General features: G+C 61.2%; 24 protein-coding genes and 1 pseudogene. 9 read left to right on the forward strand and 16 right to left on the reverse strand.

Annotation, left to right across the window (positions count from 1 at the left end):
- Positions 1-81 precede the first annotated feature (81 nt).
- Positions 82-366, reverse strand: a complete 285-nt coding sequence (locus tag ACXADQ_RS10715) for a DUF2218 domain-containing protein (protein WP_475320094.1) — start codon at positions 364-366, stop codon at positions 82-84.
- Positions 367-608: 242 nt separating this feature from the next.
- Here ACXADQ_RS10715 and ACXADQ_RS10720 point away from each other — a divergent pair, with 242 nt between their 5' ends.
- The gene (locus ACXADQ_RS10720) at positions 609-1,313 is read left to right on the forward strand and encodes a redoxin domain-containing protein (protein WP_475320097.1); all 705 of its coding nucleotides are present in this window, start codon (positions 609-611) and stop codon (positions 1,311-1,313) included.
- A 15-nt stretch (positions 1,314-1,328) separates the two neighbouring features.
- On the opposite strand, the gene ACXADQ_RS10725 is transcribed toward ACXADQ_RS10720, so the two are convergent.
- Positions 1,329-2,213 carry an alpha/beta fold hydrolase gene (locus ACXADQ_RS10725; protein ID WP_475320101.1) on the reverse strand — a complete coding sequence of 295 codons (885 nt, stop codon included), beginning with the start codon at positions 2,211-2,213 and terminating at the stop codon, positions 1,329-1,331.
- Between the two features lie 192 nt (positions 2,214-2,405).
- On the opposite strand from ACXADQ_RS10725, the gene ppk2 reads away from it, so the two are divergent.
- The gene (ppk2, locus tag ACXADQ_RS10730; protein ID WP_475320105.1) at positions 2,406-3,410 is read left to right on the forward strand and encodes a polyphosphate kinase 2; all 1,005 of its coding nucleotides are present in this window, start codon (positions 2,406-2,408) and stop codon (positions 3,408-3,410) included.
- Between the two features lie 3 nt (positions 3,411-3,413).
- On the opposite strand, the pseudogene ACXADQ_RS10735 reads toward ppk2, so the two are convergent.
- Positions 3,414-4,055, reverse strand: a pseudogene (locus ACXADQ_RS10735) (DUF2461 domain-containing protein).
- A gap of 145 nt (positions 4,056-4,200) precedes the next feature.
- Here ACXADQ_RS10735 and ACXADQ_RS10740 point away from each other — a divergent pair.
- The 3 genes from ACXADQ_RS10740 (at position 4,201) to ACXADQ_RS10750 (ending at position 7,187) form a co-directional block, all read left to right on the forward strand.
- The gene (locus ACXADQ_RS10740) at positions 4,201-4,833 is read left to right on the forward strand and encodes a DUF1007 family protein (protein WP_475320109.1); all 633 of its coding nucleotides are present in this window, start codon (positions 4,201-4,203) and stop codon (positions 4,831-4,833) included.
- Positions 4,815-5,756: a nickel/cobalt transporter gene (locus ACXADQ_RS10745; protein ID WP_475320113.1), complete on the forward strand. Its 942-nt coding sequence runs from the start codon at positions 4,815-4,817 to the stop codon at positions 5,754-5,756. The genes ACXADQ_RS10740 and ACXADQ_RS10745 overlap by 19 nt, the downstream gene beginning before the upstream one ends.
- Before the next feature lie 72 nt (positions 5,757-5,828).
- Entirely contained in the window at positions 5,829-7,187 is a 1,359-nt protein-coding gene (locus ACXADQ_RS10750) for an MATE family efflux transporter (RefSeq protein ID WP_475320117.1), read from the forward strand.
- Here ACXADQ_RS10750 and ACXADQ_RS10755 read toward each other — a convergent pair.
- The 3 genes from ACXADQ_RS10755 to ACXADQ_RS10765 all read right to left on the reverse strand — a co-directional run bounded on the left by ACXADQ_RS10755 (position 7,184) and on the right by ACXADQ_RS10765 (position 9,629).
- Complete coding sequence (locus ACXADQ_RS10755) at positions 7,184-7,588, reverse strand: hypothetical protein (protein WP_475320118.1); 405 nt, start codon at positions 7,586-7,588, stop codon at positions 7,184-7,186. The genes ACXADQ_RS10750 and ACXADQ_RS10755 overlap by 4 nt on opposite strands.
- The gene (locus ACXADQ_RS10760) at positions 7,588-8,352 is read right to left on the reverse strand and encodes a DUF4344 domain-containing metallopeptidase (RefSeq protein ID WP_475320121.1); all 765 of its coding nucleotides are present in this window, start codon (positions 8,350-8,352) and stop codon (positions 7,588-7,590) included. The genes ACXADQ_RS10755 and ACXADQ_RS10760 overlap by 1 nt, the downstream gene beginning before the upstream one ends.
- 74 nt (positions 8,353-8,426) lie before the next feature.
- Positions 8,427-9,629, reverse strand: a complete 1,203-nt coding sequence (locus ACXADQ_RS10765) for a pyridoxal phosphate-dependent aminotransferase (RefSeq protein WP_475320124.1) — start codon at positions 9,627-9,629, stop codon at positions 8,427-8,429.
- Between the two features lie 91 nt (positions 9,630-9,720).
- Here ACXADQ_RS10765 and ACXADQ_RS10770 point away from each other — a divergent pair, with 91 nt between their 5' ends.
- From ACXADQ_RS10770 to ACXADQ_RS10780, 3 genes are all read left to right on the forward strand, one after another.
- Positions 9,721-10,113: a helix-turn-helix domain-containing protein gene (locus tag ACXADQ_RS10770; protein WP_475320128.1), complete on the forward strand. Its 393-nt coding sequence runs from the start codon at positions 9,721-9,723 to the stop codon at positions 10,111-10,113.
- Positions 10,110-10,412, forward strand: coding sequence for an FAD assembly factor SdhE (locus ACXADQ_RS10775; RefSeq protein ID WP_475320132.1), 303 nt, complete (start codon positions 10,110-10,112; stop codon positions 10,410-10,412). The genes ACXADQ_RS10770 and ACXADQ_RS10775 overlap by 4 nt, the downstream gene beginning before the upstream one ends.
- A 90-nt stretch (positions 10,413-10,502) precedes the next feature.
- Entirely contained in the window at positions 10,503-11,000 is a 498-nt protein-coding gene (locus tag ACXADQ_RS10780; RefSeq protein WP_475320137.1) for a MarR family winged helix-turn-helix transcriptional regulator, read from the forward strand.
- A gap of 3 nt (positions 11,001-11,003) precedes the next feature.
- Here the strand turns inward: ACXADQ_RS10780 and ACXADQ_RS10785 are convergent, their stop codons facing one another.
- The 3 genes from ACXADQ_RS10785 to ACXADQ_RS10795 all read right to left on the reverse strand — a co-directional run bounded on the left by ACXADQ_RS10785 (position 11,004) and on the right by ACXADQ_RS10795 (position 13,933).
- On the reverse strand, positions 11,004-11,432 hold the full coding sequence (locus tag ACXADQ_RS10785) for a VOC family protein (RefSeq protein WP_475320138.1): 429 nt from the start codon (positions 11,430-11,432) through the stop codon (positions 11,004-11,006).
- An 87-nt stretch (positions 11,433-11,519) separates the two neighbouring features.
- The gene (locus ACXADQ_RS10790; RefSeq protein ID WP_475320141.1) at positions 11,520-12,854 is read right to left on the reverse strand and encodes a tetratricopeptide repeat protein; all 1,335 of its coding nucleotides are present in this window, start codon (positions 12,852-12,854) and stop codon (positions 11,520-11,522) included.
- A gap of 53 nt (positions 12,855-12,907) precedes the next feature.
- Positions 12,908-13,933: a hypothetical protein gene (locus ACXADQ_RS10795; protein WP_475320145.1), complete on the reverse strand. Its 1,026-nt coding sequence runs from the start codon at positions 13,931-13,933 to the stop codon at positions 12,908-12,910.
- Between the two features lie 202 nt (positions 13,934-14,135).
- On the opposite strand from ACXADQ_RS10795, the gene thyX reads away from it, so the two are divergent.
- Positions 14,136-15,041 (forward strand): FAD-dependent thymidylate synthase, encoded by a 906-nt coding sequence (gene thyX / locus ACXADQ_RS10800; RefSeq protein WP_475320147.1) that lies wholly within the window; start codon positions 14,136-14,138, stop codon positions 15,039-15,041.
- Positions 15,042-15,149: 108 nt separating this feature from the next.
- Here thyX and ACXADQ_RS10805 read toward each other — a convergent pair whose 3' ends face one another.
- The 7 genes from ACXADQ_RS10805 to ACXADQ_RS10835 form a co-directional block, all read right to left on the reverse strand.
- A complete protein-coding gene (locus tag ACXADQ_RS10805; RefSeq protein WP_475320151.1) occupies positions 15,150-15,944 on the reverse strand; it encodes an energy transducer TonB in 795 nt (264 codons plus the stop codon).
- The gene (locus ACXADQ_RS10810; protein WP_475320152.1) at positions 15,941-16,324 is read right to left on the reverse strand and encodes an ExbD/TolR family protein; all 384 of its coding nucleotides are present in this window, start codon (positions 16,322-16,324) and stop codon (positions 15,941-15,943) included. Before ACXADQ_RS10810 ends, ACXADQ_RS10805 begins: the two co-directional genes overlap by 4 nt.
- 2 nt (positions 16,325-16,326) lie before the next feature.
- A complete protein-coding gene (locus tag ACXADQ_RS10815) occupies positions 16,327-16,698 on the reverse strand; it encodes an ExbD/TolR family protein (RefSeq protein WP_475320155.1) in 372 nt (123 codons plus the stop codon).
- A 4-nt stretch (positions 16,699-16,702) separates the two neighbouring features.
- Positions 16,703-17,587, reverse strand: a complete 885-nt coding sequence (locus tag ACXADQ_RS10820; protein ID WP_475320158.1) for a MotA/TolQ/ExbB proton channel family protein — start codon at positions 17,585-17,587, stop codon at positions 16,703-16,705.
- 210 nt (positions 17,588-17,797) lie between these two features.
- Positions 17,798-21,181: an error-prone DNA polymerase gene (locus tag ACXADQ_RS10825; RefSeq protein WP_475320160.1), complete on the reverse strand. Its 3,384-nt coding sequence runs from the start codon at positions 21,179-21,181 to the stop codon at positions 17,798-17,800.
- On the reverse strand, positions 21,178-22,656 hold the full coding sequence (locus tag ACXADQ_RS10830; RefSeq protein WP_475326070.1) for a Y-family DNA polymerase: 1,479 nt from the start codon (positions 22,654-22,656) through the stop codon (positions 21,178-21,180). The genes ACXADQ_RS10825 and ACXADQ_RS10830 overlap by 4 nt, the downstream gene beginning before the upstream one ends.
- Positions 22,598-23,161, reverse strand: a complete 564-nt coding sequence (locus tag ACXADQ_RS10835) for an ImuA family protein (RefSeq protein WP_475320162.1) — start codon at positions 23,159-23,161, stop codon at positions 22,598-22,600. Before ACXADQ_RS10835 ends, ACXADQ_RS10830 begins: the two co-directional genes overlap by 59 nt.
- Between the last annotated feature and the right edge of the window lie 25 nt (positions 23,162-23,186).

Here is a 23,186-nt window from a genome sequence, read left to right on the forward strand (position 1 = left end):
TCGTTGACGCCAACTATAGACCAAGACAGGGGGGGAGGTGCAATCGGTTATCGGCCTCAGCGCCCCTGTTCAACCTCGGGTTCAGGCCCAGACGATTTGCAGATCTTCGCGAAAGGCAAAACGCAGGATGTGGCGGTCGACCACGTCCTTGAAATGCGCCAGATCCCCGTCATCGGGCACAGAAACCTGCATCTCCAGCTGATCGGGCTTGGCCTGCAGGGTCAGCACATTGCCTGACTCGAATCGGATATCTCCGGCCTCGGGGGTGAATTCCACCGTGGCCTTGTGGCTCCAATGTTTGCACAATTGCTGCAAATAGCGGCTGGCATTTTCGGTGGTGGCGGTGGCAGAGGCAGTTTGAGGCATCGTAGATCCGGGTTCCTTTTGGCGATCCGAGGAAACATAAGTGCCTTTGACCATTAATCAATTCATTTTTGAGATCGCAGGCGGGCCGCATTGCGCAGCGACGGCTTGGGCGATTGCTGGGAATTTGATTGAAATGTGGCGCAATGACATAATTTTGCCCGATGCGTGTGTAGGCTGATTGGTGGGCAAATTTCTGCCTCCTAAAGTAGTAAGTTCATCCTGTATCAAGTTTGAGGTGTGTCATGCGGGACGCTGAAATCCCGACGTCAACAAACACTCCGCGCGCCAAGTTTCGAGGGCCGGCAAGTCGCCCCATGCCGCTGGAGCTGGGCGCGCAGGTGCCCGATTTTCGTGCGGAAACCACGCGCGGTACCCTGTCGTTTCGCCCTTGGGCAGCAGGTAAATGGGTCTACATTTTCGGCTTTCCGTCGACTTTTGCTTCGGTCTGTTCGACCGAGCTGATCGCGTTCGCGGCCAAGCGCGAGGAATGCGAAAAAATTGGTCTGAAGCTGCTTGGAATCACCCCCGCCGGGCTGAGCGAGGTGCATGATTGGGTGATGGATCTGGAACGACTGTTCGGGCTGGATGTGTTTTTTCCCATCATCGCAGATGAAAAGGGCAAGATCCTGCGGCATCTGGGCATGAACGCACCCGAAGAAAAGGGCGGGCTAAAATCTCGGCCGGGGATGTTCATTGATCCGGCATACGAGCTGCGCATGTTCACCAACTATCCCGCGCGGATGGGGCGCTCGACGGACGAAGTGATCCGCTGCATAGAGGGGATGAAAGACATGGATTACTCGGGGCTGGCCATCCCCGCCGACTGGGGGCCGGGCGATGATCTGGTGGCACCCAAAGGGGTTGCCTCGGAAGAATTGCAGCAGGTATTTGGCGACGACTGGAGCAAGATCTCGGAGTATTTACTGGTGGCGCACGTGAAGGGGTAAGCCCCAACGCGCCACTCAGGACTTGGAGGCCAGCCAATCCCGCATCGCTTTGGCCGCAAGGTCGGGCTGCTGATGGATGATCCAGTGATCCGCATCGTCAATTTCATGGCGGGTCAGGTCGGCGCAGTAGGTTTCCAACCCCTCGGTGGCTTCGGGCAGCAGGGCGGTATCGCCGGTGCCCCAGACCAGCAAATGCGGCATCGGAATATACACGCGCTCTGGCGGGAACGGGGGCAGGTCGTTCAGCTGCTCGCCCGGTCCCCCCAATTGCAAAGCCGAGGCGCGATACCAGTTCACCATGCCCCGCATCCGCCCGGGACGGGCCCATTCGTGCTTATAGGCCGCCAGTTTGGTCGGGGTCAGCCAGGATTGATCCATGTTGGCCGAAAACACCTGCAGCAGCCTGTTGAAATCGTCCTGGGCCAGCCAATCCTCGGAGCCATCGCGTTTGAGCGTGTGGATGTATTGCGAGGCATCCGTCTGCGCGCCACCTGCGGCCATGGAGCTCTGGAAAGGCGCAGGATGCACGCCGTTCAGGATGATCAGGCGCGACACCCGGTCGGGCGCCATGAATCCCATCGCATAGGCCACCGCGGCGCCCCAGTCATGCCCGATCACAACGGCCTGCTCTGCGCCGACGTGATCCAGCAGGGCGGTCATGTCGCTGACCAGTTTGCTCACCTGGTATTCGCTGACCGCCTCAGGGGCCCAGCTCTGGCCATAGCCGCGCTGATCCGGGGCAATACAGTGGTATTGATCGGCAAAGCGCGGTGCGAACTCGGCCCAGGCCCCGGAATACTCGGGAAAACCGTGCAGAAACAGCATCACCGGCGCCCCTGCTGTCCCCCATCCAAGATAGTGAAACGGCTGCCCGTTCAGCTCGATATGATGGCTCAGCATGGCTTGGGTCCTCCTGTTTCAATGTTTACCAAGCCCAACCCGGACCGCAAAGCGCGTCGCTGCGTCAGACCCCTTTGGCTCATTCGAAAAAATCGAAAAATTCGTGCGCGATTCAACATGTTTTTGATATCCATCAAAGCGCATTTTTTCCTGCCGGATTATGCAGCGCTCATACCAATCAAGGAGAAACGCATGACCGTGACGCCCACCGCCGCGAAGGCGAATTCTGTTTCCAATTCCGCGAAACCAGCCACCAAGCCCGCAGCCCCCAAAACCGCCGCTGCGGCCAAGGCGGTCGAGGCCAAGACAGCCTCGCCAATCAGCAGCCCCAAACCGACCCCTGATCAGGTGCGTCACGCGTTTGAAACCGGCGAATACCCCTATGACACCAAGCTGTCGCGCCGGTCGTATGAGGCTCAGAAAGCCAAGCTGCAGGCTGAGTTGCTGAAGGTACAGCTGTGGGCGCAGGAAACAGGTCAGAAATTCGTGCTGCTGTTCGAAGGGCGCGATGCAGCCGGCAAGGGCGGCACCATCAAACGGTTTACCGAACACCTGAACCCACGGAACGCGCGCGTTGTGGCGCTGAACAAGCCCACCGACGAAGAGCGCGGCCAGTGGTATTTCCAACGCTATATTGATCATCTGCCCACCGAGGGCGAGATCGTTTTGTATGACCGGTCCTGGTACAACCGCGCGGGTGTTGAACGCGTGATGGGGTTCTGTGAACCCAACGAATATCTGGAATTCATGCGCCAGACACCGGATCTGGAGCGGATGCTGGTGCGCTCGGGGATCCGGTTCTACAAATACTGGTTCTCGGTCACCCGCGAAGAGCAGCTGCGCCGCTTTAAATCGCGTGAAACCGATCCGCTGAAACAGTGGAAACTGTCGCCGATTGATAAGGCCTCGCTGGACAAGTGGGACGACTATACCGAGGCCAAAGAGGCGATGTTCTTCTATACCGATACGGCCGATGCGCCCTGGACAGTGATCAAGTCAAACGACAAGAAGCGCGCGCGCCTAAACTGCATGCTGCACTTCCTGTCGACCCTGGATTATCCCGGCAAGGATCTGGACATTGCCTCTGGGCCCGACCCGCTGATTGTGGGCGGTGCGAACCACGTGATCCATCGTTCGGATCACATCCTGGGCACGGCATTGCATCCTGATCAGCGCAAGCCGCGCGACGACGCCTAAGCGCTAGCCCTGAAGCCACCGGATCAGTGGCTCAAGGGGGGCGAACCCATCCGACAAAGCCGTTCGCAGGTCTGCGGGCGGCTTTGTTATGTCTTGCCAGCAGGTCAGCGATTTGTGCCGCAACAGATCGCCCCGCGGGTGGTCTTTGCCATAGGCGCTGGGCACGCGTTTCAGCTCGGGTTCGCTTTGGCGGAACCCTTCGGCCCGCAGCGTATCCAGCACCAAGGCCAACGCTGCGCCATCCCCCGAGTCCACGCGTTCCCGGAACCGGGTCAAAGCAGCGCTTTGCATCCCCATGCAGCCCGCCCCCAGCACCACATGGTCGGGCTCGATCCCAAAGAAAAACCCGGTGCCCGCCGATCCGGCGACGCCCCACAGCTAGTGCAGATGCAGATGATAAGGGGTCTTGTCCTTGGAAAAGCGGATATCACGTTGCGGTCGGAACAGCTTGGGCGTCACTGGCGCGCCGGTTAACCGCTCCAGATCCGCGCTCAGGACATCCAGCAACCCCATCGCCGGAGCCTTGAGCGCCGAGTCATAGCGGGATTTCTGCGCGTGGAACCAATCGCGGGTGTTGTTCTGGGACAGCTCGGCCAGAAAGTCCTGGGTCTCTGAAATCAACGATTGAAATGGATCTTGGGTCATCGGGGCCTCGGGCAATTGCGTGCCGGCAGGCTAGCCGGGCCGGGGCGATGGGCCAAGGGTGTTTTGCCAGCCGGGCTTGGCAGGCATCCGCGCGTGGGGGCGGTGCGCTCTTTCCCTTGCGGGGCGTGCGGGGTACACACGCCGCATGAGTGCCCTGCGTTCCATATTGATCTGTGCGGCTGCAAGCCTGCCCCTGATGGCGCAGGCGCATCCCCACATATTCGTGGACACCACGTTGCGGATTCTGACGGATGATCAGGGTCTGGCGACCGGGGTCGAGGTCACCTGGGTTTACGACGATCTGTATTCTCTGCTGATCCTCGAGGATATGGCCCTGGACACCGATTATGATGGTGTCCTGACCGCGGCCGAGCTGGAAAAGCTGCACAGGTTCGACATGAACTGGGACGCCGGATTTGAGGGGGACCTGTATGTTTCAGGCCCGGGGGGGGCGCTGATCCTAAGCCCCCCGCAACCCGTTGAGACACAGCTGGAAAACGCGCGGATTCTGACGCGTCACATTCGGCAGTTTCCTCAACCTCAAAAGGCGGTGGTACTTAGGGCGTATGATCCGAGTTTCTATACCGGCTATGATCTGACGGGGGGGGTGCTCGCCCCCGAGGGATGCTCGGTACAGACCGAAATTGCTGATCTGGATGCGGCCTTTGCGCTGGTGGCCAGTAAGATGGATGAAGACGACTATGCGGCGGATGACTACCCGGCGGTGGGGGATGCGTTCGCGGATACAGTGACGGTGACATGCGCGAGCGGATCGTAATTCTTTTGCCGCTGGTGGCGTTGACCTTCCTTGGGGGGCTGGGCCTGTGGCTGTGGGGCCTTGGAGGCGCAAGTGACGTCCAGCGCTGGGCCGCCGAGGGCCAACGTGAGATGCAAACGGCCATGGCGGGGGCCTTGCGCGGGCTCAAGCGCGGCGATCAGGCGTCCCTGCTGGGGTTGCTGGGGCTGTGCTTTGCCTATGGGTTTTTTCACGCGGCCGGACCGGGCCATGGCAAGGTTCTGATCGGAGGCTACGGCCTGGGGCGGCGCGTGCCAGTGCTGCGCCTGTCGGTCTTGGCGGTGGCCTCGTCCCTGGCGCAAGCCGCCTCGGCGGTGGTGTTGGTCTATGCCGGGGTGTTGCTGCTGAACTGGTCGCGTCAGTTCATGGTCGACACCGCCGAGAACCTCTTGGCCCCGGCGAGCTATGCCATGGTCGCGCTGGTGGGCCTGTGGTTGTTGATCCGAGGGCTGCGGAACCTGCGCCGGGTGCACAAGAAACCTCGCGAAGGGCAGGCGCCCAATGACCATGACCATCAGCATGACCATCACCATGATCACGATTGCGGGTGCGGCCACGCCCATGGCCCGACACTCGAGCAGGCCCAAGAGGTCCGCAGCCTTGGACAAGCGCTTTTGTTGATCGGTACCATTGCGATCCGCCCCTGCACGGGCGCCCTGTTCGTACTGATCCTGACTTGGCGGATGGGGCTGGAATGGGTCGGCATCGCGGGGGCCTTTGCGATGGGGTTGGGGACGGCGACGGTGACGGTTGCGGTGGCGATTGGCGCCATCCTGCTGCGCGAGTTGTCGCTGTCGCAGCTGCGCGCGCCGGGGATGCTGGCCTATGCCGCGCCGATGCTAGAGCTGCTGGCCGGGGCCGGAGTGGCGGTTCTGTCGGTGCAGCTGATGCTGGCGGCGCTGTAATCCGGGGACCGTAGTATTCCGGTGGCTGCCGCGCCGCCTTGCTCTTGCTTGCGCGCGGCGATAGGCCGGGGCATGACCACGTTTCAGCATATGCGCGCCATTCTGGTGCTGGGCTTGCCTCTGATCGGCAGCAATGTCGCGCAATTCGCGATTTCTCTGATCGATTCGGTGATGTTGGGCTGGTACGACGTCGAGGCCCTGGCCGCGCAGGTCATGGGTGGAATGCTGTTTTTCGTTCTGTTCATCATGGGATCGGGGTTTGCCTGGGCGGTGATGCCAATGGTGGCCGAGGCCGAGGCGGCTGGCAATCAGGGTCAGGTGCGCCGGTTCACCCGCATGGCCTTGTGGATGTCGCTTTTGTTTGGCGTGGCGGTGATGCCGGTGATGATCTGGTCCGAGCCCGTACTGCTGATGTTGGGGCAGACACCGCAGATTTCCCGGATCGCGTCAGAGTATCTGATGATCGCTGGCTGGGGTATCTTTCCGGCATTGTTGGTCATGGTGCTCAAGTCCTATCTGGCCGCCTTGGAGCGCACGCGCATCGTATTGTGGGTCACGCTGGGGGCTGTCGCCGTGAATGCGGTGGTGAATTACGGGCTGATTTTTGGGAATTGGGGCCTGCCTGAAATGGGCATTCGCGGGGCGGCTGTGGCCTCGGTTGCTGTGCAGGTCGTTTCGATGGTGCTGCTGGCGATCTATGCCGCCGTGGCCACGGTGGAACACCAGCTGTTTGTGCGGTTCTGGCGCCCCGATTGGGAGGCGTTCTTTGAAGTCTTTCGGCTTGGCTGGCCGATCGGATTGACCAGCCTGGCCGAGGTCGCTCTGTTCGCCGCGGCCTCGACCATGATGGGGTGGTTGGGGGAGATTCCGCTGGCGGCGCATGGGATTGCGCTGCAGGTCGCCTCGTTGACTTTTATGGTGCATTTGGGGCTGTCCAATGCGGCGACGGTGCGCGCGGGTCGGGCGCTGGGGCAGCGTGATTTACAGGGGCTGCGTCAGGGGGCCATTGCCGTGATGATCCTGTCTGTCGTCGTGGCAGTGCTGACCATTGTTCTGTTCCTGAGCATCCCCGAGTTGTTGCTGGGGGCATTCATCTCGCCCGGGGATCCGGCCCGCGAGGCTGTGATCGCGCTGGGCGTGCCCTTGTTGGCCGCCGCCGCAGCATTCCAGCTTGCGGATGGCGCACAAGTGCTGGCGCTGGGCTTGTTGCGCGGGGTGCAGGACACCCGGGTGCCGATGGTGATCGCGGCCGTGTCGTATTGGGTGATCGGGGTCCCGATTAGCTATGGGCTGGGCTTCGTGTTGGATTGGCAGGGACCCGGAGTTTGGATCGGGCTGACCGTGGGCCTGTTCATCGCCTCGGCTCTGCTGATGGGCCGGTTCTGGGGTTTTTCCGTCAAGCAATTGCCAATCGACGACGGCGCGCGTTAATCGTCTTTGTCTAACTGGCTGGCCTTGCGTCGGATCAGCACGCTGCGCAGGTCGTGCATGGCCAACAGCAGCGCATCGGTGACCTTGTCCAACTGTCGGTCACTGGCGCGGGATTGCACCCACTGTGTCGTTTGGTTCAGGTGATCGACGGTCCGCAGGATGTCGTCAACCTCGCGTTTTTGAAGCAGCTTTTTGCGCTCGTCCATCCATTCGGTGATCGCCGCCTTATCGTCCTCGGACAGGTTTCGGTCGCCCTGAGGCTTCACCTCGCCGTTGCGGATATTGACGGTGGCGATCTGATCCATGTCGATGCGCCGTTGCCTGTTTTCCGCGTCGACACGAAAGACATGCGCACCGTTATCGCGCGTGCGGAAATAATACCGGGGAAGGCTGTTGGACATTAAAGGCTCTCCTCGGCCAGATAGATCAAATGATCCACAAATTCAGTACAAAAGATGATGCGGGCGTCTTGCGGATCATAAAAGGCGTTGGCTTCTCCGCAGCGTTCCACAGTCACCTCCAGCGGGTAGGACAGCACCATTTCGGCGTTCAGGGCCGCAACCTCTTCGAACAGGGTTTCGCCGATCAGGCCTTTGGTGGGGCCGGAATACGTGATGGTGTCCCCGCCCTTGCGGTCGATGACCCGATCCAGGACGTCCCACCAAGCGTCTTCGGCCTGGGCATATTCGTCAGGGCAGTATTCCGCGCGCTCTTCGGGCAGGCCCATATCCTCGGCATAGTAATCAAAGGTCTCGGGGTCAGACCCGACAAACAGGCAGACGGTGTTATAGAAACGCTGCTCATCCGGGCCATGTACGTCCCACCAGGCGATGTCTTCGCCCGCGTCCTCGCGCAGGCGGGCCTCGGCGTCGAACCCCAGCGCATAGTCATAGGCCAGTTCCAACGCGTGCTCGGGCTCGAACACGGCGACTGTCATGATCACCGAGAACACGTCGGCGGCGTCTTCCTCTTGGCCGAAAATCGGGACGTCTTCCAGATCGATCAGCGCGTGGCCCAGCTCGTGATAGAAAATCCCCAGAATGTTGCCTTGGACAAAGGCCTGTGTGTCGGGATCCAGCGTGTCGGCAGCGCTGGGGGCGCTAAGCATCGTAAGCGCAGCGGTGCCAAAGACGAAACGTCTGAGCGGTGCGAAAAGAGCATTCATATCAGTCCCCCTATCCAGAATACTCAGCTTGCCACCGTGGCGGTCATCCGTCCAGACAGCTGAGGCGCCAAGCCCTACTTCAGCGAGGCGCAGAAGTTTTGAATTCTGGTGCAGGCCTCTTGCAGGTTTTCGTCCGAGGTTGCGTAGGAAATCCGGAAGTTCGGCGACAGACCGAACGCGGCGCCAAACACCACGGCCACGCCGGTATCGTTCAGCAACTCGGTCACGAATACCTCGTCGCTGGTGATGGTGACGCCGTTGGGGGTGGTCTTGCCGATCAGGCCCGCGATGGACGGATAGACATAGAACGCGCCCTCTGGCGTGGGGCAGGTCACACCGTCGATCTGGTTCAGCATCGCCACCACCATGTCGCGGCGGCGCACGAAAATCTCGTTATGGCGGGGCAGGAAATCCTGTGTGCCGTTCAGGGCCTCGACCGCCGCCCATTGGCTGATCGAGCAGGGGTTCGAGGTGCTTTGCGACTGCACCTTGCGGATGCCTTTGATCACCTCTTCGGGGCCAGCGGCATAGCCGATGCGCCAGCCGGTCATGGCATAGGCCTTGGACACGCCGTTCACTGTCAGCGTGCGGTCATACAGGCCCGGTTCGACCTGCGCGGGGGTGCAGAATTTGAAATCGTCATAGGCCAGATGTTCGTACATATCGTCCGTCAGCACCCAGACATGCGGATGGCGCATCAGCACATCGGTCAGCGCTTTCAGCTCGTCATGGGTATAGCCCGCGCCGGTGGGGTTGCTGGGCGAGTTGAACATGAACCATTTGGTGTTGCGGGTGATTGCGGCCTCCAGCTGTTCAGCCGTGATCTTGAAGTTGTTTTCCAGCGCGGCCTCGATGAATACCGGGGTGCCGCCCGCCAGCAGCACCATATCCGGATAGCTGACCCAGTAAGGCGCGGGGATGATCACCTCGTCATCATGGTTCAGCGTGGCCATCAGCGCGTTGTACAGCACTTGCTTGCCGCCCGTGCCAATGGTGACTTGTGCCGGGACATAGTCCAGCCCGTTGTCGCGCTTGAACTTGTCGCAAACGGCCTGCTTCAGCTCGGGGATGCCGTCGACGGCGGTATAGCGGGTCTTGCCCTCTTCGATCGCGCGGATACCGGCGGCGCGGATGTTTTCGGGGGTGTCGAAATCCGGCTCGCCCGCGCTTAGGCCGATCACGTCGCGCCCCTGTGCCTTCAGCTCCATGGCCAGACCAGTGATCGCCATGGTCGGCGACGGTTTTACGCGGGAAAGCGTCTGAGACAGGAAAGACATGCGCGGACCTCGGTGATTTGTGTTGACTGCGGTCCTGTCATAGGTTGCGGGCCGAAGTCGATCAAGCGGGATCGGCGGAAAGGGAAGAGGAATGGCTGAGGATGACTGGTTTGGCCCCGAAACGGCGACATTTGGCGACCGGTTGGCCGCCGCGCGCGAACAGGGGGGCATGACCCAGAAACAGCTGGCGAAACGGCTGGGGGTCAAGCAGGGCACGCTGGAGGATTGGGAGCAAGACCTGTCCGAACCACGGGCCAACCGCATGTCCATGTTGGCTGGCCTGTTGAACGTTTCGGTGATGTGGTTGCTGACCGGCGAGGGCGACGGCGTCAATGCGCCGCTTGACGATGCGCCGCTTTCGTCCGATATCGACGGTCTGTTGACCGAGATCCGCGAGCTGAAAGGCCAGATCACCGATGCGGCCGACCGGCTGGGCCGTCTGGAGCTGCAATTGCGGATGAAACTGAAGGGTGAAGACGCATGAGCGCACAGATTCCCACCGAGACCCATGGCGAACTGCCCGGCGAAAGCCGCGAAAACCGGATCAAGCGCCTGTCCATGCGCTCGATGCGGCGCGGGATCAAGGAAATGGACATCATCCTGACCCGCTATGCTGATGCCAACCTGGAAACCATGTCCGAGGCCGAGCTGCTGGAATATGACGCCATGCTGTCGGAAAACGATCAGGACCTGTATCAGTGGGTGTCCGGCCAGGCTGACCCCAAGGCCGAATTTGCCGCTCTGATCGGTCGCATTCGCCAGATGCTGGGCTACGCTGAATAACTCGGATTTTATCTATTCGCGTTTGATTTAACTGAATGTTGGCTTTTGCACTCCAATCCTCGTCTGGAAATTTCCCGGACGGAGATCAGGATGAGCATACATAACCAAATCAGCACCGGTGACAGCGCGGCCTTCATGGGCAGTTACCTGGAGGCGCTGGCGCTGGTTGAACGGCTGCACCGATTGCTGTTGGACGTCATCAAAGATGAATTCGAACGAGTCGGTGTGCTGGAGATCAACCCGGTGCAGGCGTTGCTGCTGTTCAATATCGGCGACAACGAGGTAACGGCAGGCGAGCTGAAAACGCGCGGCTATTACCAGGGCTCGAACGTCAGCTATAACCTGAAAAAGATGGTTGAAATGGGCTATATGCACCATCAACGCTGCGAGATTGACCGCCGCTCGGTCCGGGTGCGCCTGACGCAAAAAGGGCGCGAGATCCGGGATCTGATCGCCGAACTGTTCTCGCGCCATGCCGACGGGCTGGAGGCCAAGGGCGTGCTTGGCCCCGACGGGATTACCGAAATCACCTCGGCTCTGCGCCGCGTGGAACGGTACTGGACCGATCAGATCCGCTATATTTACTGACCCCTACCAGTGGCCGGTATTTTCCATGCTGGCCCAGGGTTCCTGCGGGGGCAACGCGTCCCCCATTTGCAGCAGTTCGATCGAGATATTGTCGGGCGAGCGGACAAAGGCCATATGCCCATCACGCGGAGGCCGGTTGATCAGCACGCCATTGTCCATCAGGTGCTGACACAGCGCATAGATATCCTCGACCGCATAGGCCAGATGCCCGAAATGCCGGCTGTCCGAGGGCAGGGCCTCGTCCCCGTCCCAGTTATAGGTCAGCTCGACCTGCGCGTCCTCCTGGCCCTCTGGCGCGAGGAAAATCAGGGAAAACCGGGCGCTTTCAAAATCTTTGCGTCGAATTTCTTTTAATCCCAACAATTTATAGAAGGCCATGCTGGCCTCCAGGTCCTTCACCCGGACCATGGTATGCAGGTATCGCACTTTCACATCTGTCTCCCTGTTTGCGGCGCTGACGAGATCACGTTGGGCTTGGGGGCGACATCGGTGACATGCGGGCGGACACGCAGGGCGAGCTCAGAAAGCTGTCTCGATCCCGACTGCCACGCCGCTGCTGTGGACGTCGAACAGGCCAATGGATGACTCGGTGCGGCTGATGTTGAAGGTAAGGGTAGGGGTGAAGCCCATATAGTCAATCTGCGAGAAACGTAGCGTCACATAGGCGCTGGCCTCGCGGTCCTGGCGCCCATCAGGAGAGAAACGCACAAAGCTGTCATAGTCACGCCACCGCAACGACAGGCCGAAACGGGCCTGCGCGCCAAGCAATTCCCAGGTGGGTCGGGCATCAATGCCCAACACGGCCTCGGTGAAATGGGCCGCTTCGCTGTCGGAATGGCTGCTGAGCAGGCTGACATGGCTTATGACCGCGCCCCCCGCCTTGGTGTTGCGGGTCACGTCCGCCCCCAAACGCAGCTGGTTGGCGTGTGGCGCGCGCGGGCCACGTGTTGCTTCGGCGCCCAGCTTCAGGTTCAGCTTGTCACGATTGCGCAACACCTGGCTAAAGCCTCCATCAAGTCGCAACTTTTGTGAATAGGCCTGTCCGCCATATTGCGCCCCCCCAATCAATCCGCCCAGGCGCAGCTCGGAGGTGGGGCCGTGTTTCCAGCGCGCCTGAAGGCCGACATCCAGGTTGTCATAGGAAAAGTCATGGCCCGACACGCCGGGCGCGGCGCGCCTGGCGCTGTCAGAGAGCCGGTATCGCCGCAGCCCGCCGCTTAGAACGAAATCGGTGCGGTGGCGGGTGTCCTCGGACAGGGTATAGCGCAGTTCCATCTTCAATTCCGAGCGCGTTCCCGACAGTGCCTGAGACGCGCCCCGCAACTGAGCGACGATGTAACCATGCGAAAAAAAATCGAACACCTGGGTTTCATCCCGAATGGACCCATTGTTGATGTTCGACTCGGGCGAGATCGAGGCGTTGAAGGTCAGCTTTAGCGGGTTGCGCGCGCGTACATAGGAAAAATCGCGAATGGCCATTTGGCGCGTGTTGTCATCGGGGGCGTTCTGCACAGCTCGGCGCAGCCACAGCTGCGCCTGGGTATGGCGGCCGCTGGTGGCCAGGGTTTGCGCCATCACGCGCGCGCTGTCGAATTTTTCCCCGTCGGTATCGGACAGGTCCCAGGCTTGCTTGGCGGCTTTGCGGGCCAAATCGTATTGCCCCAGATCCCGCGCGGCCCGGGCCTTCATTTGCAGGGCCATCACATCGGAAGGATCGCGCCTTAGCAAGGCATCGCTGATCGCCAGGGCCGTTTCAGCGCGCCCCTGATCCAGCGCCACGATGGCCGCCTGCCGCATCTGCGCCGGGCTCAGCTGTTCTGACAGGGCGGGGGCGGGCATCAGTCCCAAGGTCACGCACACCATCACCAGCCTGCGCCATCGGTTGAGCGCCGAGGAAACCACGATGCCTATCGGTCCAGAATAAAGCCGCCGGTTTCGCGCACGGTGACGCTGCCATCGACGGGGTAGTCGCTTTCGACGACCAGAACGCCGACCATTTCTTCGGAGTTGTCGCCCGACAGAATGGCATAATAAGTGCCGCTTTCGTGGGTTTCCACGCCTGATGAGGTCGTGATCGTGCTGGTCACAGTGCCGGTGATTTCACCATTGTCATCCAACACGCCAGGCCCGACAGTAAAGACCAACGTCGGGAGCTCGGTATAGGTCGAACTGTTTACGCTGCCCAGAGCCGTCAGATAGGCGTCCGTGATGTCGTTTCCGTTTGTATCAAAGTAGCGGCGATTGGTGACATAGCCGCGCACGGCACCGGCACAGCCACCCGAGCATTGCGAGCTGAACCCGTTGAAGTCGATCGCGACTTCCATGTCACCCGAGGCGTATTGCAGCCCGCCCGCGCCATCAAAGTCACGCAGTGCAGCGTATTGGCCGGTATAAAGCGCCTGGCCGCTGGTCGGCAGGACCACGCTGCCGTTGCGCTGATAGACGAAGCCACCAAATCCATAGCCAGTGTAGCTGCCGGTACGGACAATGGCGAATTCCACCTCCCCGGACGTGCTGACGCCATACAGGGCGCGGTGATCCATCTGGGTGATCGGGTTGCCAGTCAGGCTGTCAGGATGCGTTGCCGGGGCCTCGTATAACGCAAACCCATTCAAAGAGCCGGGCGTCGCGCGGTTGAAGGGCAGGCCTGTATCCTGGTCCCCGTCAAAGCCCAAGCCTTCGACATAGAAGGTATCGGTGCTGCTGTCATAGCTGATATTCGCGGCATAGCCGTCGCCGTCGTTCCCATCTGTGGGCTCGCTGCGGTAGATGCCACTTGCGGCAGTGGGACTGGTCGAACCAGGCGGCAAGGTTCTGTCGCTGGTGATGCCGCTGGAATTGTCGCTTGTGGTTTCTTCGTCGCCTTCGGTGCCATCTGTGCACCCGGCAACCAAGGCCACCGCGCACAGCAGGGCCCATGCTGTCCTGGTCATCTGCCTGTTTCCTTATGAATTCTGCTCTTTTTCTTTAAAAATCCGCTATGGCCGGGAAAAAGTCAACGAAAGAAGCCGGTGACGGGTGCGAAATTCTCTGAACTGTTGCACCTGCGTGAGCGCGCCCATATAGCTGTTTTTCCAAAGCCGCACCCCAGATATAGTGGCCTGCGACTCACAAATTCAGAATAAGGAAACTCCCATGCCCGTGACGTCCGAACAACAGGCCGAGATCGACACCCTGCGCAGCCAGCCTCGCCAGACTTTGCGCGCCGTGTCCGAGGGCATGGAGAGCCACCTGTACACCGCCTATCCCGTTCTGGATCATGGTTTCGTTCGCGTGGTGGATTACATGGGCGATGATGCAGCCATCTGTCAGGCCGCCCGCGTGTCCTATGGCAAGGGCACCAAATCGGTGCAGAATGACGAAGGCCTGATCCGTTACCTCATGCGCCACTGGCATTCGACCCCGTTCGAGATGTGCGAGGTCAAGCTGCACGTCAAACTGCCCGTTTTCGTCGCCCGCCAGTGGATCCGCCACCGCACCGCCAACGTCAACGAATACTCCGCCCGCTATTCGATCCTGGACCGCGAATTCTACATCCCCGGCCCTGAACAGCTGGCCGCACAATCGGTGATCAACAACCAGGGCCGCGGCGAGGCCCTGACCGGCGAAGAGGCCGCCCGCGTGCTGGACATCCTCAAATCCGACAGCACCCGCGCCTATGACCATTACGAGGAAATGATCTCGGATGAGGGCAAACAAGGCCTTGCCCGCGAACTGGCCCGCATGAACCTGCCCGCCAACATCTACACCCAATGGTACTGGAAAGTGGACCTGCACAACCTGTTCCACTTCTTGCGCCTGCGCGCCGACAGCCACGCCCAATACGAAATCCGCGTCTATGCCGACGAGATCTGCAAGATCGTCGCCGACTGGGTGCCCTTCGCCTACAAAGCCTTCGAGGATTATCGCATGGGTGGCGAAACCCTATCCGCCGCAGCCCTTGATTGCGTCCGCCGAATGCTGAAAGGTGAAGAGGTCACGAAAGAGAATTCGGGCATGTCCGCCCGCGAGTGGCGGGAGTTGCAAGAGGTATTGGGGTAAAGGTAATAATCCGCCCCCCTATGGAAGGGTGCGGCTCTGCGTGTAGTGAAACATCTGTGCGAAAACCGCCCTTCACGTTGCGTTGGAGTTGCCCTTGTTGGGGTGATCTCAGCGGCGTTTCTCGATTGGCAACACGAAGTGAAAGCTTGATCCGGGCAGTTCTTTGGGGGCTTTAGCAAAGCGTTTGGCCCGTTTGACCGAGGCGATCGCCGCCTGATCCAGCGTTGCATCTCCGGACGAGCGGACCAGCGAAACCCCCAGCAGCGCCCCATCGCGCCGGACGGTCAGGCGCACCACGCTGGTGCCGGTCGCGCGGCTGTTATGCGGATAGCGTTTTGCGCGGGCGATCTTGCTGCGGATCTTGGCGCCCCAGATCTGTTTCAACTTAGCTTGCTTACCCTTGGAAACAGTGGCCACAGCAGCGGTTTTGCTGTTGCCCGCCTGGGCCGAGCCGCCGCTGCCCGCGGCCTTCTGGCCGGTGCGCCCGTCGGAGGTTGGCTTGGGTTTCGCCTTGGGTTTAGGTGTGGATTTGGGTGCGGGTTTGGGCGGCGTCGGTTTGGCGGGGGTCGTGTCCACCTGCACCGGGTCTGAGTGGGGCGCGGAGAGATCTGCCACGCGCAACTCTGCCCGCGGTGCCGGGGCAATCGGGGATAGGGGCGCGGGCGGTGCGGTGGCTTGATCCCTGGGCGTGGCCGGTGGGTCGATGGCATTTTGCACGTCGACCGGGCGTTCCCAGGTTTCGACCATTTTTATTACGCTTGGGGTGGCCGCCTGGATGGACAACAGGGTCTCGCCGCCGGCGCCGCCTGCGTCGGCCCCTCCTTCGGGGCGCAGGGCGAAAAATGCCATATGCGCAGCGATGGCGATGGCCGTGAAGACCCCGATTTCGACCCAGCGCATCATTTCGTGGACACCACCAGTTCGACACGAGACAGCCCGGCCTCGGCCAGTTGGCGCAGGATGCGCGCCAGGACTGTGGCCTCCAGCTCGGCATCCGCGCGCAGCTGGATCACATGTGCTGTTGCACTGCGGATGGCAAGAGCCGCGAGCGCCGCCGCGCCACGCTGATCTTCAAACGCCAATTGCCCTGTGGTGTCGACATAGACAACCGGCTCGGACTCGGGCTCGGTTTCGCTGGCCGCTGTGGGGGGCGTCACCTCGAAGGGGTCGGGCGGGGCGATTTGCGCGGTCATGAGGAAGAAGATCAACAGCAGGAACACCACGTTGATCATCGGGACGATGCTTTCGCCGCGCGGGCGCCGGGTGGGTTCCTGGAAATCCATCGCTATTCCACCAACACAACCGAGGTAAACCCCGCTGCGCGCAGCTCTTCTGTTACAGCAACGAGACGTTGCAGCGTGGCGCCATCCTTGCCGCGCAGGATCAGCATGTCGGTGGGGGCATTTGTCAGCGGAGTTATCGCGGCGACCAGATCGGTGGTCACAACACCGTTCACGCTGAGAGTTTCGGGTGCGACATCGATTAACCGTGGCGGGCCGGAATACTCGCTTCCTCCGGTCGCGAGCGGCAGGGGCAGCACCAATTCCACACCAAAGCGCGAGGCCAGCATGAAGAAGACCAACAGCAGGAACACCACGTCGATCATCGGGGTCAGGCTGGGCTTGCGTCTGGGTCTGGCGGGCGGTGCGAACTGCATCGGATTACTCGGCGGCCAGTTTGATTTTCTTGGGTTTTTCGGCGACGAACAGGCGTGTGGCGCTGTCCTCTAGGTCGCGGCGGACCTTGTCGATCACGGATTCAAACCAGGTCAGCGCGGCCGAGGCCGGGATGGCTACGGCCATGCCGGCGGCGGTGGTCAGAAGGGCCTCCCAGATGCCGCCCGCCAGCAATGCGGGATCAGCGCGCGAGCCTGCGGCCTGAAGCGCCTGAAACGCGGCAATCATGCCCAAAACGGTGCCCAAAAGGCCCAGAAGCGGTGCGATAGTCGAGATCAGCTCAAGCGCACCCAGCCCGGTGCGCGCCCGGGCGATCTGCGCCTTGGCGGTGCGTGCGGTTTCTTCGCGGGCGATGGAATCGGGCATCGTTTCAATGGCTTGCAGGGCCGCGGTGACAACCCGCGACCGGACGCTGCGACGCCCCTTTACCATGGCCATCGCCCCGACAGCGTCACCGTTTTCGTATAGGGCAACCGCCTTTTGTGACGTGCGATAGGACCAAGCGCCGATCAGCACCAAGCGCCAGATTTTCCACAGGATCAGGGCCAGGGTGATCACCGACAACCCCGCGATCGCCCACAGGGCGGGGCCACCATTGGTGAGGAATGTGAGGGCTTGGTTCGCGGCGTGCTCGGTGCGGGCGGACAGGGGGGCGGCGGATAGTGCGGTTTCGGTCGCCGGTTGGGAGGGCGCTGGCACGGATGGGGTGCCAGGCTGCGCCGAGCTCAGCTCGTTGGCTTGCAATTCAGGCGCTGAAAAGGACGAAACGTCTGTCTCGACCAGGGGGGCAGCGCCGTCTTGAGCACCGTCTTGTGCACCGGCGCCGACCGGGCAAAGCAGCAATACAGAAAGAAGTAGAGTTCGGACCATGTCGAGCCCCATATGATCGTGGTTTTAACCGATGCGCGGCGTCGAGGATCCTCTTATCAGGTCCTGCGCTGCAAATAAAACCACGACCTTGATCCCGCGATCAAGACGTCGAGAGAGTGCATCCGCGCCATGCTGTGTCAGTGCGAGTAGGGTCGCAGAGTGTTTCTGTCAACGAAATAGACGCGGCAAGTGGCCCAAGCCCTGGGGGGCTTAGTGAAAATCCCGGCTTGGGAATAGCCGTTTCGCCTGATCACGCGGGTGCATGGCCCGCCTGGGATACCGAGCGTTTTTCGGGGTGTCATCGGCGCGAGGACCTTCGGTGGTCAGCGCCTCGGGTTGAGGGTGGCCCAACTGGGACAGTTTATGGGACAGGTCCTCGATCTGCTGGGCGATCAGATGCACAACGATGCCCTCGCGTTGCAGATAGCCGGTGACGCGCAACAGCCGCCCGCCCATGACAACCCGCCGGAACTGTTCATAGACCTTGGGCCAGACCACCACGTTGCTGACATCGGTTTCGTCTTCCAGTGTCAGGAAAATCACCCCAGAGGCGGTGCCCGGGCGTTGCCGGGTGATCACCAGGCCGCAGACACTGTACCGCCCCAGGGGGACTTCTTTCAGGGCGGCATGGGTGACAAGACCGGGCAGCGAGGGCCGCAGCAGCTCCATCGGGTGGGCGCGTAGGGTCAGCCGTGTGGAAACGTAATCTTCTACGACTTCCTCGCCCAGATGCATGTTGGGCAGATCGACAGAGGGTTCGTTGCTGACCTCACCGTCGATCGGGTCGTTGAACAGCGGCAAGGGGCGGGGGCTTTGGATCGATTTGACCTGCCACAAGGCATCGCGCCTTGTCAGTCCCATGTCGGAAAACCCGTCTGCCTCGGCCAGGCGGGTCAGCACATCGGGCCGGATCCCCGCGCGCAGCCACAGGGCCTGTGGGTCCGGGTAGCCATTGCCGCGCGCAGCGGTGATCCAGCCGGCGTCGTCCTCTTTGAAGCCTTTGATCTGGCGAAACCCAAGCCGCAACGCCAAAGCACCATCCGGGCGGCGTTCGAGTGTGTTGTCCCAGTCTGAATGGTTCACGCAGATCGGGCGGACCTCGACCCCATGTTCGCGCACATCCCGCACGATCTGGGCGGGGGCGTAAAACCCCATCGGCTGCGAATTCAGCAAGGCGCAGGCAAAGATCGCCGGATGATGGCATTTCAGCCAGGCCGAGACATAGGCCAACATGGCAAAGGCCGCGGCGTGGCTTTCGGGGAAGCCATAGTCGGCGAAACCTTCGATCTGGCCGAAACAACGCTCGGCGACCTCTTGGGAGTAGCCATTGTTCAGCATCCCGGTGATGAACTTGTCGCGATAGGCGCCAATCGTGCCCATCCGCCGGAACGAGGCAAGCGAGCGGCGCAAATGATCGGCCTCTTCGGCGGAAAACCCCGCGCCGACCACCGCGATTTGAAGGGCCTGTTCCTGAAACAAGGGCACCCCCAGCGTGCGGGCTGTGACCTCTTCCAGTTCTGGGCCGAACGGTTCGGATTTTTCCTGCCCATTGCGTCGCCGGATATAGGGCTGCACCATGTCGCCCTGGATCGGACCGGGGCGGACGATGGCGACCTCGATCACCAGGTCATAAAATTCACGCGGGCGCATGCGGGGCAGAAAGTTCATCTGCGCGCGGCTTTCGACCTGAAACACGCCAATCGCATCGGCTTGGCACAGCATGTCATAGGTGGGCGTGTCGGCCTGGGGCACCGTTGCAATGCTGTGGGTGATATTGTTGTGGCTTTGCAGCAGCTCAAAGGACTTGCGGATACAGGACAACATCCCCAATCCCAGCACATCGACCTTGAGGATGCCTAGGGCGTCGATGTCATCCTTGTCCCAGCAAATGACGGTGCGGTCCTCCATCGCGGCGTTTTCAATCGGGGCCAGTTCATCCAACCGCCCGGCGGTGATGACAAACCCGCCCACATGTTGCGACAGGTGCCGGGGAAAGCCGATGATTTCGCCGATCAGGTGGATGGTCTGCATCAGGCGGCGGTCGGCTGGGTCAAGGCCAAGCTCTCGGAGCCGATCCAGGTCCACGCCGCCATTGCCGCTGCCCCAGATCTGACCAGACAGCCCGGCCGTCACGTCCTGGCTGAGCCCCATGACCTTGCCCACTTCGCGGATCGCAGCACGAGAGCGAAAATGGATGACAGTGGCGCACAGTCCGGCACGGTGACGGCCGTATTTGCGGTAAATCCACTGGATCACCTCTTCGCGCCGCTCATGTTCGAAATCGACGTCAATATCGGGCGGTTCGCCCCGGTATTTTGACACGAACCGCTCAAAGACCATGGCAATCATATCGGGGCTGACATCGGTGATGCCCAAAAGATAGCAGAGGATCGAATTGGCCGCAGACCCACGCCCCTGGCACAAAATGCCCTGCGACTTGGCGAATTGCACGATGTCATGGACGGTCAGGAAATAGGCCGGAAATTTCAGCTCTTTGACCACGGTGAGCTCTTTGTGCAGCAGCTCCAGCGCCCGTGCGGGCGGGCCATTCGGATAGCGGCGTTTCAAGCCCTCGTTCGCAAGTCGCTCCAGCCGGTTCTGCGGGGTTTCCCCATCGGTTTCCTCGTGCGGGTATTCATAGGACAGCTCGCTCAGATCAAAGCTGCACTTGTCCGCTATCTCGAGTGTGCGGCGCAGTGCGGCGGGGTGATTGCAGAAAACGCGAGCCATGTCCGCCCCTGCCTTCAGACGACGTTCGCCATTGGGCAGCGCGCGGGTTCCGATCTCGTCGATTGTAAGATGCTCGCGCAGGCAGGTCAGCACATCCGCCAATTGTCGTCGGCTGGCCCGGTGCATCAGCACATCCCCCACAGCGACCATCGGGGCCGAGGCCCGCCCCGCGGCCTGTGCGCAGCGATTCAGATAGGTTTGATCACTGCCATCATACCGCGGGGCGGCCCCCAGAAAGACATGCCCTGGAAAGTGCCGCCGCAGGGTGCTGATATCCGGGATGGCCTGGGTCAAATCGCCTTGCGGCAGGGCGATAAGGATCATGCCCTTGCAGGCCACAAACAGATCTTTGCTGTATAGAATGCAGTCGCCTTTCTCGGCGCGGCGTTTGCCCAAGGTCAGAAGACGCGACAGACGGTGATATGCGGCCCGGTCTTGGGGTAGGGCAATCCAGTCCACCGCGCTGTCTTGCAGCACCAACCGGCATCCGACGATCAGTTTGGGCAAGGCGATGATGTCGGGCTTGTCTAGGGCATCTCCATGATGTGTGACCTGCCGGGACGAGCTGTCCATCCGTTGCTGAGACCGGATCTGCACCGTGTCCTGTGTTTCGCGTTTCAGCTCTTTGAGCGCGGACCAGGCCCGCACCACCCCGGCCAGCGAATTGTGATCCGTGATGGCGATGGCGGACAGGCCCAGTTCGGCGGCGCGCAGCATCAGTTCCTCGGGATGAGAGGCCCCCGTCAGAAAGGTAAAGTTCGTGGTCACGCAAAGCTCGGCATAGCCCTGCACTGCCACCGGGCTGTTTGGGGGCTGTTGTCGCTGGGTCTTGCCAGGTTGCAGGGGGGAATTGGCCTTGGTCATGCGAGTTCCCCCTGCACGAACCAGCCTGGATTTTGCGGTGTATAAAACAGCCACAGCCTGCGCCCTTCGCGCGTTTCCACCCGCCAGTAATCGCGCAGACCCGAGCGCCACTGGTCATCCTCGAGCCACCATTCGGGGGCGATGCGCTCGGGGCCGGTGGCGCGCCCTGTGGTCAGGGACATGCGCCGCCAACGAAAATATCTTGGAGGCCGGGGCCCATCGCCGGCTATGGGCTCGGGGGGGAACAGGCACACCGGGCGAGGTTGCACAGTGCTCCAACCGCTTGCGGGGTCAGAATATGCCGTTGGGGCCATGATGAAGCTGCGCTCGGGGATATGGCTGTCAGCGGGAAGAAAACGCTGGATATTCTCCAGCCCGATCCGTGTGCCAAGCCGGCTGATCAGATCGTCCAGCTTCTCTTGTCCGCCACTCGAGACATGGCTGATCTGACGTATTGGCAGGTTTTCGACTTGTGTTGCCTCCAGCCGTAGCTGATCAATGCCGTATCCGGCGTCAATCTCGGCCAGGCCGCGCTCGAACAGGGCCAGAATCCGGCCGGGTTCGCGCAGGGGGCGGGCCAGGCGCAGCTCGACCTGCTGCTGGTCTTGATCAATGCGCCGCAGGCTCAGGCAAAGCTGTCGTGCGCCCATCTCTTGTGCCTTCAACTTGGCACACAGCTTGGACAGCAATCGTTCTGTTCCGGCCATGACATCGGGCAAAAGCCCAATGGGGTCTGGTAGGCTCATGCGGACCGCGTAATGGGGTGGAGCAGCTTGCGGAGAGATTTCTTCGGGCTGTGTGCCCAAGGCCTGATCCAGCCGCAATACAAGGCCCGGCCCGAACCGGCGTGTCAGCGGCGCGCGTGCCACCCTGCTCAGATCACCAATGGTGCGCAGCCCCAGGCGTTGCAGGGCAACAGAGGTCTCTTGCGCGATCCGCAACCCGGCAACGGGCAGGTCTTTCAGCGCAGACAGCATATCGCCGCTTGGGGCTATGCCTTCGCCATGATGGGCCAGGGCCCAGGCCGCGCCGCGCGTATCGGCCAGACCAATCTGGACCGACACACCGGCACGCGTAAGGCGGCTGCGCAGATCGGCGAGCAACCTCTCTTCGCCGCCCAACAGATGAGCCGACCCGGTGATATCCAGCACCAGACCATCCGCACCTTCAAGACCGACCCAGGGGCAATACCGCGTGGCCCACCGACAAAGCATATGTAGAAACCGCTGATCCTGGGCGGGCTCGGCTGCGCGGCTTTGCAGATCAGGGCAAAAGGCACGGGCATCCGCATAGGGCATCCCCGGATGCAGCCCGGCCTGTGTGGCTGCTCTGTTCAGGCAGTAAATCCGATTGGCGTTTTGTTCTTTCAGGGTCAGGGCAAAGGGGCCGTTATAGGTATGCAACCGCAGAACCCGGTCACTTGCCAGCCGGGGGAACCATAGTGATACGACGCGCCGTCCGGTCCCATCGAACATACCAAACACCCAATGTTCCTGATTTGTTCTTAATAAGCTCCCACCGTTGCAGAGTTGAGTCCCCGGTCGGTGTGGCTGGATCGAAAACCGGCGCACAGCGCCAGCGCGTTTCCACGGCGTTGCTGCCCATGCCTTCGGGGATGATCGCCACGCCGGTGGATTTTCCGTCGCGGGCGGCCAGCTGCAACCGGCGTCCCTCGGTCAGGCCAATGGGTTTGCCAAGCTGCAGGACAACCAATGACACGGCGCCTGAACGCAGGGCCTCTTCTGCGACGGCCAGCGTTTCGGTCTGGTCTTTGGTGGCGCAGATCGCCATGCGGGATGGGTCCACAAAATCGGCAAAGCCCGTGGGGTTGATCTGTCTGTTCTCCCACGCTTCGCGCACCCAGATTACATTGCCCGGCCGCTGCGCCATGACCGCAAAGGCAAACGCATAGGCCCCGGCACCGCAGACTTCGTGTGTCCGAGACGCGACAGGCGGAAAGAAGGGAATCTTGGCAGGCATAAAGAGAATGTAGGGGAAAACACCA

The sequence above is a fragment of the Thalassovita sp. ABM4_323 genome (genome assembly GCF_056158665.1).